Genomic DNA, 12,791 nt, shown 5'->3' on the forward strand with positions numbered 1-12,791 from the left:
GCCGCCCACACCCACCCCGCCGAGCCGGACACCTACGCCCGCCCCGGGGCAGGCGCGGACGCGTACGCCGGTCCGGAGACGTATACCGCTCCCGACACGCACGCCGGGCCGTATCCGACGACCTCGCGGCACCACGACGGCCCGGGCCGGTACGACGGACCGCCGGCCGGCGACCGCGGCCGGCCCGGCGGGCCGGAGCACGACGGCCCGTGGGGCGAGCCGGCCCGCGACGACGAGTACCCGACCGCGCAGATCGCGCCGGTGCGCGACGAGCCCACCGAGCAGATCCCGGCGGTACGCGACGAACCCGCCTCGGAGCCGCCGGCCGGCCGCCGCGGGCCGGGACGCCGTCGGGCGAGCGCGGAGCGTCCGCCGACCACCGTGCCGAAGGCGTCCCGGGCGGGGCGCAACCTGCCGGCCGCGATCGGCGTCGGCGTGGCCCTCGGCGCGGCGGTCGTGGTGCCGCTGTTCTTCTTCATGCCGGCGTTCCTCGCCGTGCTGGCGGCCGCGGTGGGGATCGGCATCTGGGAGATGGCCCGCGCGGTACGCCGCAGCGGCGCCCACCCGCCGCTGGCGCCGCTCGTCGCCGGTGGCGTGATCACCGTGGGCCTGGCCTGGTACGCGGGCCCCGACGCGCTCTGCCTCGGGCTGCTGGTGACGGTGCTGGGCACGATGATCTGGCGGCTGGGCGACGGGCCCGGCAACTACCAGCGCGACCTGACGGCGGCCACCCTGATCGCGGTGTACGTGCCGTTCCTCGCCGGGTTCGCGGCCATGCTCGCCGCGGCGCCCGGCGACGGGGCCCTGCGGGTGCTGGTGACGCTGGTGGCTGTGGTGCTCTCCGACACCGGCGGGTACGCCGCGGGTGTGCGTTTCGGCAAGCACCCGATGGCGCCCACGATCAGCCCGAAGAAGTCCTGGGAGGGCTTCGCCGGCTCGGTGACCGCCGCGGCGGCGGGCAGCGCGGCGCTGCTGTGGGTCTTGTTCGACGTGGCTCCCTGGTGGGGTGCGCTGTTCGGGATGGCGATCTCGGTCTCGGCGGTGCTCGGTGACCTCGCCGAGTCGATGATCAAGCGGGATCTCGGCGTCAAGGACATGAGCAACCTGCTGCCCGGGCACGGCGGCCTGATGGACCGGCTCGACTCGATCCTGTTCGCCGTGCCGGTGGCGTACCTGCTGCTCGCCGTCTTCGTCCCGGTGGTGAGCTGAGGCATGCGTCACGGCGGCGACCCGCTGCGGGCCGGGTGGCCGGGGGCGATTCGACACGTACGGACGGGTGCGTCCGGGCGGGAGCGTGTCAGACTGGACGCGCCATGACGAGTCTCCCGCTGATCTCCGTAGACCCCGACGCCCGCGGCCGCCGGCCCGCGATGCCTCCCCGCCACCTCGCCGACCTGGACCTGCCGGGCCGGCAGGCGCTCGTCGCCGAGCTGGGTGAGCCCGCGTTCCGTGCCAAGCAGGTCTCCAACCACTACTTCGGCCGCCTGGTGCGCGACCCGGAGCGGATGACCGACCTGCCGGCGGCGACCCGGGAGCGGCTGGCCGGCGAGCTGCTGCCCACCCTGCTGACCCCGGTGCGCGAGCTGGCCTGCGACGACGGCGCGACCCGCAAGGCGCTCTGGCGGCTGCACGACGGCTCGCTGGTGGAGAGCGTGCTGATGGGCTACCCGGACCGGGTGACCGTCTGCATCTCCAGCCAGGCCGGCTGCGGCATGGCCTGCCCGTTCTGCGCCACCGGCCAGGCCGGGCTGACCCGCAACCTGTCCACCGCCGAGATCGTCGACCAGGCGGTCTACCTGGCCGGGGTGGCCGCCTCCGGCGTGGTGGCCGGGTCGCCGCCGCGGCTGTCACACGTGGTGTTCATGGGCATGGGCGAGCCGCTCGCCAACTACTCGCGGGTGGTGGCGGCGATCCGCCGGCTGGTCGCCCCGGCGCCGGAAGGGCTGGGCCTGTCGCAGCGGCACATCACCGTCTCGACGGTCGGCCTGGTGCCGGCGATCCGCCGACTGGCCAGCGAAGACCTCTCGGTGACCCTTGCGCTGTCGCTGCATGCCCCCGATGATGAGCTGCGCGACGAACTCGTCCCGGTCAACCAGCGCTGGAAGGTGTCCGAGGTGCTGGACGCGGCGTGGGACTACGCGGCCACGACGGGGCGTCGCGTGTCCATCGAATACGCGATGATCAAGGACGTGAACGATCAGCCGTGGAGAGCCGATCTGCTCGGGCGGCTACTGGCCGGCAAGCTGGCCCACGTGAACCTGATCCCGCTCAACCCGACTCCGGGCAGCCGCTGGGACGCCAGCCCGAAACCGGTCGAGCGGGAGTTCGTCCGGCGGTTGCGCGACGCCGGGGTGTCGACCACGGTGCGCGACACCCGGGGACGCGAGATCGACGGGGCCTGTGGGCAGCTCGCCGCCGCCGGGGACACGGACGGCGACTCACGCGCGGCAACGGCGTAGCGGTACGAGACCAGGAGACATAGTGGCGAGTCAGGGTCAGCGTTTCCGGCGTAAGGCGCTCCGCCGGGGCTACAAGGTCGACGAGGTCGATGCCTTCCTGGACCGGGTCGAGGCGACACTCGACGGCCAGCCGATCGGCGCGCCCGTGGCCTCCCAGGAGGTCCACGACGTCGTCTTCCGGGTCCGGTTCAACGGCTACGACGAGTGGCAGGTCGACCTGCACCTCGACCGGGTCGAGCGGCAGCTCGCCGAGCTGGAGGAGCGCGGTGGCGCACCGGCCGGACGCGGTGGCGATCCCCGGATGGCCGACCGGCTCGGCCCGCCGATGCGCGACGACCGGGGCATGTCGCCGGTGCCGCAGCCGCCGATGCCGCCCCGGCAGATGCCCGCTCAGCCCGGCCCGCCCGCCGACCGCTACGGCAACCGCTACGACGAGTCGACCGGCGCGTTCGCCGGTGGCTACGACGGCCCGCGCGGTGGCTACGACGGCCCCCGCGGCCCGGGTGGCCCCGGCCCGATGGGCCCGGGTGCGCCGATGGGACACGGCGGCCCGCCGCCGCGCGGCCTGCCGCCCGGCCCGGGCGGCTACGGCCCGGACAGCGGCCCCGGCGGCTACGGCCCGCCGGACAGCGGCCCGGGTGGGTACGGTCCGCCGGACAGCGGCCCCGGTGGGTACGGCCAGGAGGAGCGGTTCGACGGGTTCGAGGCCGGCCGGCGTGCCCGCGCCGACATGACCGCCGAGATTCGCATGCCCGAGCGCGAGCTGCGTGGTCGTGGCCCCGGCGGCCCGCCTGCGCTGCCGCAGCCGGGCTACGGCGCGCCGGAGCCCGGCTACGGCCCGCCCGATCCGGGTTACGGTCCGCCGGACCAGGGCTACGGCCCGGGTCCCTCGATGACCGGCCCGCCGCTCGTGGGTCCGCCGGTCGCCGGTCCGCCGATGGTGGGACCGCCGATGGCCGGCCCGCCCGGCAGCGACCTGCACCGGGTCGACCAGATCCGGCGCAGCTTCCAGGTCCGCCGGTTCGGCAGCGGGTACGACCCGGACCAGGTCGACCGGTTCTTCGAGACGCTGCTCGGCGGCATGCAGGGACGCAACCCGATGCCGGTGAACCCGAAGGAACTCGACACGCTGCGCTTCGGGCTGGTGCCCGGTGGCTACTTCGAGGCCGAGGTCGACGCCGCGCTCAAGGACGTGCAGGACATCCTGCTCGGCCGCTGACCCCCGCCGCGAGACGACGAAGGGCCCGCCCCCTGTCCGGGGGCGGGCCCTTCGCGCAATACCGTGGGCGCCGCGCGTCAGGACCGCAGGCCGTTGCGGCGCAGCACGGCGTCGCCGATGACGATGGCGATCAGCAGTCCGGCGATCCCGAACAGCCAGATGTGCTCCACCCGGCCCTCCTCGATCCCGCAGAACGCCATCAGAACCAAGGCCAACGCCGACAGCACCGCACCGATCCGTCCGGACTTGCGGTGTCCGGGCTTGTGCTGATCTGGCGCGGTTACCGGCTCGTCTCCTGCCACTGTCGGTCCTTCCCTCGCGATCGGATCTCCGATCAGTCTGGCACGCGCCCAACCGGGCCCGGCGCAGGGTCCGACCTCCTGTGCCGGGGATGACCCGGGCGGGCGACCGTGGAGGGCCCGGCCGACCCGGGGCGTTGGTCCCGTCCCGGTGGGGGCGGATGGCCACTACCGGCGTCGCGGGACGGCGAGCACACTGCCTCCGGTAGCGTCTTGACGTACACCTTGATGCCTTTTTGAGGAGGACTGCGGTGCGAGTGACCGGTACGGGGCATGCCAGCATGCGGATCGACACGGCCGCGGGCAGCATCCTGTGCGACCCGTGGGTCAACCCCGCCTACTTCGCCTCGTGGTTCCCCTTCCCGGACAACTCCCTCCTCGACTGGGCGACCCTCGGCCAGGTCGACTACCTGTACGTGTCGCACCTGCACCGGGACCACTTCGACGCGAAGCACCTGCGTGACTTCGTGTCCAAGGACGCCACCGTCCTCCTGCCCGAGTTCCCCACCTCGGAGATGGAGGACGAGTTCCGGGAGCTGGGCTTCACCAAGTTCCTCAAGGCCCCGAACGAGCAGGTGGTGGAGCTGCCGGGCGGCCTGAAGATCATGATTCAGGCCCTGACCAGCCCGACCGACGGCCCGATCGGCGACTCCTCGCTCTGGGTCGAGTACGACGGCGTGCGGCTGCTCAACCAGAACGACGCCCGGCCGACCGACCTGAGCGTGTTCGCCGAGCTGGGCCACGTGCACGCGCACATGCTCCAGTTCTCCGGCGCGATCTGGTACCCGATGGTCTACGAGCTGCCGCAGGCGGCGAAGACCGCGTTCGGGAAGCAGAAGCGGGACCGGCAGTTCGACCGCACGTGGCGCTACATCGACGACCTGAAGGCCGACCACGTCTTCCCGATCGCCGGCCCGCCGTGCTTCCTCGACGACGAGCTGTGGCAGTTCAACGACATCTTCGGCGACGAGGGCAACATCTTCCCCGACCAGTCGGTGTTCCTGGCCGAGTACGCCAAGGTCGGCGGCACCAACGGCATCGTGCTGCTGCCGGGCAGCGTCTCGGAGGTCACCACCGAGGGTGCGACCACCACACATCCGGTGCCGGTGGAGGAGTTCTTCGCGAACAAGGTCGCCCACCTGGAGGAGATGCGGGAGCGCAAGCGCCCGGTCATCGAGGCCGAGAAGGCGTCCTGGCGGCACCCCGAGGTCGACGTGCTGGGCGAGATGAAGCGCCGGATCGAGCCGCTGCTGGACGAGTCGATCTACCTGGCCAAGGGCGTCGGCGGCCCGGTCCGCTTCGACCTGGTCGGCTACGACGGTGCCGAGGTCGAATCCATCGTGGTGGACTTCCCGGGCAAGGAGGTCCGGCCGTACGCGGACGAGAAGGTCCGCTACCGGTTCCGTACCGAGCGGGCGCTGATCGAGCACCTGCTGCACATCGGCGAGGTGGACTGGGTCAACTCGCTCTTCCTGTCCTGCCGTTTCTCCGCGGCCCGCATCGGCCAGTACAACGAGTTCGTCTACGCCTTCTTCAAGTGCCTGTCCGAGGAGCGCCTCCAGTACGCCGAGGGCTGGTACGACGAGCACGAGCGGGCGGTCGACGCCGAGGACATCACGCTCGACGGCTGGGTGGTGCAGCGGCGCTGCCCGCACCTGAAGGCGGACCTGAGCCGGTTCGGCATCGTCGACGGCGACCAGCTCACCTGCCAGCTGCACGGCTGGAAGTTCGACCTGGCCAGCGGGCGCTGCCTGACCAGCGTCGGGCACAAGATCCGCGCGCACCGCGCCGACGCGGAGACCCCGGCGCCGGCCGGGGAAGCGGCCATCTGACGGTTTCCGCCCCGTCCGCTGCCCCCGGCACGCGACCATCGGTCGTGAGGGGGCAGCGTGACGGGTGCGGACAGGGAACCGGCGTACCGGTTCGGGCGCGGCAACGAGATGGCACGCGACGCCTCCCGGGTGGAGGCGTTCAGCGACGCGGTGATCGCCATCGTGCTCACCCTGATGGCCGTCGAACTGCTGTCGTTCGACCCGGACACGCCGCAGGACGACGGGCTGCCGGCCGCGCTGGTGCACGAGTGGCGCGCCTACCTGGCGTACGTGATCACCTTCGCCATCGTCGGCCAGGTCTGGCTGACCCACCACAACATGTGGCGTTACGTCCGCCGGGTCGATCAGATGCTGCTGGTGCTGAACCTGCTGCTGCTGATGTTCGTGGCGGCGATCCCGTTCACCGCCGACCTGCTCGCGGACAACCTGCGCGGCACCGTCGACGACCAGCGGCTGACCGCCGCGCTGTACGCGGGCGTGGTGCTCGGTGAGGCGCTGTTCTTCAACCTGAGCTGGTGGTGGGCGCGCCGCCGCGGGCTGCTGCAGCCGGGCCTCGACCCGAGGCTGGCGCGGGCGGTGGCCCGTCGGTTCCGCCTCGGTCCGCTGCTCTACCTGGTCGCGTTCGCGATCGTGTTCGTCGACCCCGTGCTGAGCCTGCTGGCGTACCTGCTGCTGGTCGGCGTCTACCTGGTCCGCGGGCCGGGCGACCTCCCACCCGCCGGCCAGGAGGCGCCCGACACCCCGTGAGGACTCAGCCCAGGTCGGCGAGGATGCGCCGGGCCGCGTTGTGCCCGGCCGCGCCGATCACGCTGCCCGCCGGGTGGCAGCCGGCGCTGCCCGCGTACACGCCGTCCACGCCCGTCGCGTACGGCATCCGGTCGGTGAACGACACCGTGTTGTCGACGTGGTGGATGTGCCCGCCGGTGATGCCGAAGTGCGCCTCGATGCCGGGCGGCGGCAGCGGCACCGCGTCCGCGACCAGGTCACCGGCGCCCGGGGCGTACCGCTCGCAGATCGCGATCAGCCGCTCCACGTAGCCGGGCAGAGCCGCGTCCCAGGTGGTGCCGGCCAGTTCGTAGGGGACCGACTGCACGAACAGCGCCGACGAGTGGTGCCCCGCGTCGTCGGACAGCGACGGGTCGACAGTCGTGTGCAGGTACCACTCGATGGTCGGCTCGTCCGGCAGCCGCCCGGCCCGCACGTCCGCCCACATGCCGCGCAGCGCGGCCATCGGCGACTCGCCGCCGTCGCCGACGAGCGAGGCCGAGCCGGGAAGCAGGTGGATGGTCGAGCCGAACGGGCTCGGCGCGTCGTCGGGCAGGCAGGAGAAGCGCGGCAGCCCGGTCAGCGCCAGGTTGAGCTTGAGCGTGGTGCCGGGGCGGCGGACCGCCGCCATCCGCGCGCCCAGCTCCGCCGGAAGCGCGCCGTCGGGCAGCAGCTCCATCAGCCGGTACGGGTCACAGGCGCCGAGCACCACGGAGGCGTCCACCTCCCGGCCGTCGGCGAGCGTCACCCCGGCGGCGACGCCCCCGGCCAGCCGGATCGCGGTGACCGGCGCGTCGGCCACGATCCGCGCCCCGGCGCGCTCGGCGGCCTCGGCGAACGTGCGCGACACGGTGCCCATGCCGCCCCGGGTGATCATCCAGGTGCCGTCCGCGCCCGGCAGCCGGCACATGTTGTGCACCAGGAAGTTGTGGCCGGTGCCCGGGTCGTCCGGGCCGGCGTTGAGCCCGGACAGGCCGTCGGTGACCGCGTACATGCTGACCAGCAGCTCGGAGCGGAAGTCGAAGCGGGCCAGGTGGTCGGCGACCGAGCCGCGGACCAGGTCGACGAAGACCTGCCGGAGCGCGGGCCGGACGTAGCGTTCGGCGGTCTCCTCGACCGGCAGCGGCTCGGCCAGCCACGCCGGGGCGAGGTCCTCCCGCAGCTGGGCCAGCTCGGCGTGCAGCGCGTCGTCGGCGGCCACGTCGGCGGGGGAGAACATCTCCGCGAGCTGCCGCCGGCCGGCCGCGACGTCGCTGCCGGCCAGCAGGTACGGCGAGCCGAGCCCGCCCGGCGTGGGCAGGAAGTAGTGCGGGTCGCGGCGCAGCACCGGGATCGTCACGTCGAGCGTGGCCAGCAGCTCCGGCGGCATCAGCCCGAGCAGGTACGACCCGGTGGAGTGACGCAGCCCCGGCACCTTCGGGAACGGGTTCTCGGTGCGGGTCGCCCCGCCGATCACCCCTGATGCCTCGAGCACGAGGACGTCCAGGCCGGCGCGGGCCAGCAGGATCGCCGAGACCAGGCCGTTGTGCCCGGCGCCGACCACCACGACGTCGGCGCGGGACGGCAGCTCACTCGCGTCGCTCATGGGAACGGAGCGTAGCGGCGGCGGGTCCCGGGCGGGAGGGTTCGCGCTGGGGCGCTACCGTTCCCGGCATGTCCCCGGCTGTCCAGATCGCGCTCGCGGTGGCGCTCGTCGTGGTGGTATTCCTGCTTCTGCTCGTGCTGCGGCGCGACCGTCCCCGGGACCTGGTCGCCCCGGATCGCCCGGCCGGCGACGGGCAGGCCGAGGTGCTTCGGCTGGCCCGCGCGGGGCGTACGGTCGAGGCGGTCAAGGTGCTGCGCGAGCAGACCGGGCTGTCGCTGCTGGACGCGAAGCGGGCGGTGGACGCGCTGGCAGCCGGCGGAACCTGGTCGCCCGGCCCGCCGGCACCGGGAAAGGGCGTCGACGAGGCGGTGCGGGCCGAGGCCGCGCGACTGCTGTACCGGGGCAAGAAGATCCAGGCGATCAAGGTGGTGCGGGAGCACACGCACATGTCGCTCGCCGACGCCAAGCGGTACGTCGAGGGCCTCTGACGCCGGACGGCCGTCACCGGGCGTTCACCCTATAGTGGCAGTTGTCGATGCATTTCCGTCCTACCGTCGACGGGACACCCACCGCCTCCGGGAGGTAATCCCCGATGGACCGTCGTACCGTCCTGCGCGCCACGGCCGCCGGTGGCGCCGCCGCTCTCGCCGGTGGTCTCTGGGCCGCCGCGGCCGCCCCGGCCCAGCCCGCCCAGCCCGGCCCCGGCCCGTACGGGGACCTGCTGGCCGCCGACGCCAACGGCCTCCAGGTGCCGGCCGGCTTCACCAGCCGGGTGATCGCACGTTCCGGTCAGCGGGTCGCGGGCACCTCGTACACCTGGCACCCGGCGCCGGACGGCGGCGCCTGCTTCCCGGCCGGCGACGGCTGGATCTACGTCTCCAACTCGGAGGTACCGCTCGTCGGCGGCGCCTCGGCGGTGCGGTTCGCCGCCGACGGCGCGATCGCCGCCGCGTACCGGATCCTCGGCGGCACGAACGTCAACTGCGCGGGCGGGCCGACCCCGTGGGGGACGTGGCTGTCCTGCGAGGAGGTGCCGCTGGGCCGGGTCTTCGAGACCTGGCCGGCGGGCGGCCGGTCCGGCGAGGAGCGGACCCGGATGGGCCGCTTCAAGCACGAGGCGGCGGCCTGTGACCCGGTGCGGCGGGTGGTCTACCTGACCGAGGACGAGGGGGACGGCTGCTTCTACCGGTTCGTCCCGGACACCTGGGGCGACCTGCGCACCGGCCGCGTGCAGGTGCTCTGCGCCCCGGACGGCCAGGTGACCGGGCCGGTGACCTGGCGGGACCTGCCGGACCGCGACGGGTTCCCGGTGCCCACCCGCTACCAGGTGGCCGCGGCGCAGACGTTCGACGGCGGCGAGGGCTGCTGGTACGCCGACGACACCTGCTGGTTCACCACCAAGGGCGACAACCGGGTGTGGGCGTACGACGCGGTGAACCAGCGGCTCGATCTCGCGTACGACGACTCGCTGGTGCCGGCCGGGGCCGCGCCGCTGACCGGCGTCGACAACATCACCGGCACCGCCGGCGGTGACCTCTACGTGGCCGAGGACGGCGGCGACATGGAGATCAACGTGATCACGCCGGCCGGTGTGGTGGCGCCGTTCGTGCGGCTGCTCGGGCAGTCCGAGTCGGAGATCACCGGCCCGGCGTTCTCCCCGGACGGCAGTCGGCTCTACTTCTCCTCGCAGCGCGGTACCAGCGGCGCCCGGGCCGGCACCGGCGGCATCACGTACGAGGTGCGCGGCCCGTTCCGGCGCTGACCCGCAGACGTCAGGCGCGGGCCGCCTCCCGGGTGGCCCGCCACCGGCTCGCCGCCAGCGTGGCCGAGTAGCCGGACAGCACGATCACGTGGAACAGGTACAGCCAGAGCAGCACCGCCACGCCGCCACCGATCTCGTCGAATCCGCCGAACGGCACGCCCAGGTCCAGCGGCAGCGAGCAGAACAGCACGAAGCCGTGCACGAAGCCGGACAGGTTGGCCGCCGTGAACGAGCCCAGGACGATGGTGGCGAGCCAGTCCGGGGAGGCCGGGCCGACCACCCGGAACACCCAGATCAGCACCGGCGTGAGCACCAGCCACACCGCGAGGAACGACAGGACCACGCCGAGCGCGCCGATCCAGCCGCCCTGGCGCACCAGCCGGGTGGTCATCGGCAGCCCCAGCAGGATCGACAGCAGCAGCACCGGGGCCGGCGCCAGCAGCGGGAGCAGCAGCAGGCGGCCCCGCCAGCCGACCAGCGCGCCGGACTCGGCGCGCGGCTCGGCCACCGAGACGAAGGCGCGGCGCAGTCCCTCGCCGTAGAGGGAGGCAGGCAGGAGCGAGGCCAGCGCCAGCAGCGGGGTCAGCCCCAGCCCGGCCTCGACCAGCGCGGCCGCCGCGCGGTGCGCGCCGATATCGGTGGGCAGCGTGTCGATGGCGTACCCGGTAAGCCGCCGCACCCGGTCCGCCCCGGCGAGCAGCCCGGTCAGCCAGATCGCCAGCAGCGCCACCGGCACCACGGCGATCGCGCCGTAGAAGGTGATCGCGGCTGCGTGCAGCGACAGGTCCCGGCCGCGTACCGGCCGGAACGCCGCAGCCGTGATCCGCTTCGTCCGCTCCCACCCGTCGCCCATCGCCCTCTCGTTCCCCGTACGACCCGGCGCCACGCATTACGATCCGGCGGCATGACGATCGCCACGACCGACCGGCTGGTGCTGCGGGACTGGACCGAGTCGCCCGACGACCTGGCCCGGGTCTACGACATCTACTCCCGGGACGAGGTGATGCGCTGGCTGGGCGGCGGCAAGGGGCGGATGACCGACCCGTCCGAGGCGCGTGAACGGGTCCGGATGTGGCGGGAGCGCTGGGCGCCGTACGCCGGCCGCTGGGGCCTGTGGGCGATCGAACCGCGCGACGGCGGACCGGTGGCCGGGAGCATCCTGCTCAAGCCGCTACCGGGACGCGACGGCGTCACCCTGACCGACGACATCGAGGTCGGCTGGCACCTGCACCCCGACGCCCAGGGCCGCGGCTACGCCACCGAGGCGGCCCGCGCGGTGCTGGAACGCGAGTTCGCCACCGGCACCCCGAGGGTGTACGCGGTGGTGATGGCCGGGAACGACCCGTCGATGGCGGTGGCCCGGCGCCTCGGCATGACGCACGTCGGCGTGCGCACCGACTGGTACGGCGGCGCCGAACTGGAGACCTTCGTCCTGGAACGCCCGACCTGAGCCGCGCCGTTGGCAGTTCGCCCTCGGCCTCCTACGGTGGTGGAGACACGGGGAGGCGCGGATGGTCGACGGTGGCGACGCGGCGCGTTGGCTGCACCTCAACGCCGCCCGGGGTGGTCCGGACGACCTGTCGCTCCTGGTGAACCGGGTCGCGCCCGCCATCGGGGCCACCGACATGGTGATCTACCTGGCCGACTACACACAGTCCTCGCTCGTACCCCTGGTCGGCGCGGGCGCGCCTCGGGACGAGCTCACGATCGAGACGACGCTCGCCGGTCGGGCGTTCACCGGCCTCCAGGTGCAGCGCGCTCCCGACCACCCGGACCGGCTCTGGGTGCCCCTGCTGCTCGGCTGCGAACGGCTGGGCGCGCTGGAGATCGTGTCGTCGCGCGCCGGCGACCCCGCGCTGGACCGGCCGGCCTGGGAGGTGGCGGTCGCCGTCGCCCAGGTCCTGGTGAACCGCCGGCTCTACGGCGACGTCGTGGAACGGATCCGCCGCCGCCTGCCGATGCAGGTCGCCGCCGAGATCGTGTGGGGGCTGCTGCCGCCGCTGACCTTCGCGACGGACGACCTGGTGGTCACCGCCATTCTCGAACCGTGTTACGACGTCGGCGGGGACATCTTCGACTACGCGCTCAACGGCGACATGCTCAGCGTCGGGCTCTTCGACACCTGCGGGCACGGGATCAAGGCGAGCGCGATGGCCTCGCTCGTGGTCAGCGCGTACCGCAACGCCCGGCGCACCGGTCTCGACCTGATCGACACGGCGATCAGCATCGACAGGTGGGTCCGCTCCGAACACCCGGGCATGTTCGCGACCGCGCTGCTCGCCGAACTCGACCGGCGGACCGGCCTGCTGCGGATCATCAACGCCGGCCACCCCGCCGCCATGCTGCTGAGGGACGGCAAGGCCGTCCGGGCGCTGCCCGGGCCGACCGCGCTGCCGCTCGGGCTGGGTAACCTGTCGACGCGGCGACCACGGGCGCACGAGGAGGCGCTACACCCGGGCGACCGCATCCTCGCCTACACCGACGGCATCACCGACGCCCGGGGCGACGACGGTGAACGGTTCGGGCTTGACCGACTTGTCGACTTCGTCGAGCGTGCCCTCAACGACCGGCTGCCCAGCCCCGAGACGATGCGCCGGCTGGTGCGCGCCGTCCTCGCCTACCAGCAGGACCAGCTCGACGACGACGCCACCGCGATGTTCCTGGAGTGGCGGCCCCCGCACCTGCCGTTGGGGCACCTGGAGCACCTCACCGCGCCCGACAGGACGATCGTGTCCCCGTAGCCTCGTCCTGCAGCGCCAGCCGCACGTGCGCCACGGGCGGATGACCGACCCGTCCGAGGCGCGCGATCGGGTCCGGCTGTGGCGGGAGCGCTGGGCGCCGTACGCCGGTCGGTGGGGGCTGTGGGCGAT

12 protein-coding genes are annotated in these 12,791 nt (G+C 73.4%); 9 read left to right on the forward strand and 3 right to left on the reverse strand.

From position 1 onward, the window contains the following. The 3 genes from F8279_RS26490 to F8279_RS26500 form a co-directional block, all read left to right on the forward strand. The coding region (locus F8279_RS26490; protein WP_225853419.1) for a phosphatidate cytidylyltransferase at positions 1–1,209 on the forward strand (1,209 nt) is incomplete at its 5' end. A 104-nt stretch (positions 1,210–1,313) separates the two neighbouring features. After that, a complete protein-coding gene (rlmN, locus tag F8279_RS26495) occupies positions 1,314–2,459 on the forward strand; it encodes a 23S rRNA (adenine(2503)-C(2))-methyltransferase RlmN (protein WP_091419622.1) in 1,146 nt (381 codons plus the stop codon). A gap of 22 nt (positions 2,460–2,481) precedes the next feature. After that, the gene (locus F8279_RS26500; RefSeq protein WP_151501387.1) at positions 2,482–3,678 is read left to right on the forward strand and encodes a DivIVA domain-containing protein; all 1,197 of its coding nucleotides are present in this window, start codon (positions 2,482–2,484) and stop codon (positions 3,676–3,678) included. 77 nt (positions 3,679–3,755) lie between these two features. Here the strand turns inward: F8279_RS26500 and F8279_RS26505 are convergent, their stop codons facing one another. Next, positions 3,756–3,980 carry a hypothetical protein gene (locus tag F8279_RS26505; RefSeq protein ID WP_081635946.1) on the reverse strand — a complete coding sequence of 75 codons (225 nt, stop codon included), beginning with the start codon at positions 3,978–3,980 and terminating at the stop codon, positions 3,756–3,758. Between the two features lie 248 nt (positions 3,981–4,228). On the opposite strand from F8279_RS26505, the gene F8279_RS26510 reads away from it, so the two are divergent. Together F8279_RS26510 and F8279_RS26515 are read left to right on the forward strand one after the other, a co-directional pair. Next, positions 4,229–5,809, forward strand: a complete 1,581-nt coding sequence (locus F8279_RS26510; protein ID WP_091419625.1) for a Rieske 2Fe-2S domain-containing protein — start codon at positions 4,229–4,231, stop codon at positions 5,807–5,809. 108 nt (positions 5,810–5,917) lie between these two features. After that, positions 5,918–6,556, forward strand: coding sequence for a TMEM175 family protein (locus tag F8279_RS26515; protein WP_192580780.1), 639 nt, complete (start codon positions 5,918–5,920; stop codon positions 6,554–6,556). A 4-nt stretch (positions 6,557–6,560) separates the two neighbouring features. Here the strand turns inward: F8279_RS26515 and F8279_RS26520 are convergent, their stop codons facing one another. Further along, positions 6,561–8,159, reverse strand: coding sequence for an NAD(P)/FAD-dependent oxidoreductase (locus F8279_RS26520; RefSeq protein WP_091419629.1), 1,599 nt, complete (start codon positions 8,157–8,159; stop codon positions 6,561–6,563). 68 nt (positions 8,160–8,227) lie between these two features. Between F8279_RS26520 and F8279_RS26525 the strand changes: the two genes are divergently transcribed. Beyond that, positions 8,228–8,647: a 50S ribosomal protein L7/L12 gene (locus tag F8279_RS26525; RefSeq protein ID WP_091419631.1), complete on the forward strand. Its 420-nt coding sequence runs from the start codon at positions 8,228–8,230 to the stop codon at positions 8,645–8,647. A 104-nt stretch (positions 8,648–8,751) separates the two neighbouring features. Then, positions 8,752–9,921 (forward strand): alkaline phosphatase PhoX, encoded by a 1,170-nt coding sequence (locus tag F8279_RS26530; RefSeq protein ID WP_091419632.1) that lies wholly within the window; start codon positions 8,752–8,754, stop codon positions 9,919–9,921. A 10-nt stretch (positions 9,922–9,931) separates the two neighbouring features. On the opposite strand, the gene F8279_RS26535 is transcribed toward F8279_RS26530, so the two are convergent. Then, the gene (locus F8279_RS26535) at positions 9,932–10,774 is read right to left on the reverse strand and encodes a YhjD/YihY/BrkB family envelope integrity protein (RefSeq protein ID WP_091419634.1); all 843 of its coding nucleotides are present in this window, start codon (positions 10,772–10,774) and stop codon (positions 9,932–9,934) included. A gap of 51 nt (positions 10,775–10,825) precedes the next feature. On the opposite strand from F8279_RS26535, the gene F8279_RS26540 reads away from it, so the two are divergent. Continuing rightward, complete coding sequence (locus tag F8279_RS26540; protein WP_151501389.1) at positions 10,826–11,371, forward strand: GNAT family N-acetyltransferase; 546 nt, start codon at positions 10,826–10,828, stop codon at positions 11,369–11,371. 61 nt (positions 11,372–11,432) lie between these two features. Further along, the gene (locus tag F8279_RS26545) at positions 11,433–12,662 is read left to right on the forward strand and encodes a PP2C family protein-serine/threonine phosphatase (RefSeq protein WP_091419639.1); all 1,230 of its coding nucleotides are present in this window, start codon (positions 11,433–11,435) and stop codon (positions 12,660–12,662) included. Positions 12,663–12,791: the final 129 nt, after the last annotated feature.

The organism is Micromonospora sp. AMSO1212t, assembly GCF_008868145.1.
In the GTDB taxonomy this organism is placed as follows: domain Bacteria; phylum Actinomycetota; class Actinomycetes; order Mycobacteriales; family Micromonosporaceae; genus Micromonospora; species Micromonospora tulbaghiae.

Coding starts and splice junctions, on each gene's coding strand:
- rlmN (WP_091419622.1), top strand. CDS start 1,314: ATGACGAGTCTCCCGCTGATCTCCGTAGACCCCGACGCCCGCGGCCGC.
- F8279_RS26515 (WP_192580780.1), top strand. CDS start 5,918: ATGGCACGCGACGCCTCCCGGGTGGAGGCGTTCAGCGACGCGGTGATC.
- F8279_RS26520 (WP_091419629.1), bottom strand. CDS start 8,159: ATGAGCGACGCGAGTGAGCTGCCGTCCCGCGCCGACGTCGTGGTGGTC.
- F8279_RS26525 (WP_091419631.1), top strand. CDS start 8,228: ATGTCCCCGGCTGTCCAGATCGCGCTCGCGGTGGCGCTCGTCGTGGTG.
- F8279_RS26530 (WP_091419632.1), top strand. CDS start 8,752: ATGGACCGTCGTACCGTCCTGCGCGCCACGGCCGCCGGTGGCGCCGCC.
- F8279_RS26535 (WP_091419634.1), bottom strand. CDS start 10,774: ATGGGCGACGGGTGGGAGCGGACGAAGCGGATCACGGCTGCGGCGTTC.
- F8279_RS26540 (WP_151501389.1), top strand. CDS start 10,826: ATGACGATCGCCACGACCGACCGGCTGGTGCTGCGGGACTGGACCGAG.
- F8279_RS26545 (WP_091419639.1), top strand. CDS start 11,433: ATGGTCGACGGTGGCGACGCGGCGCGTTGGCTGCACCTCAACGCCGCC.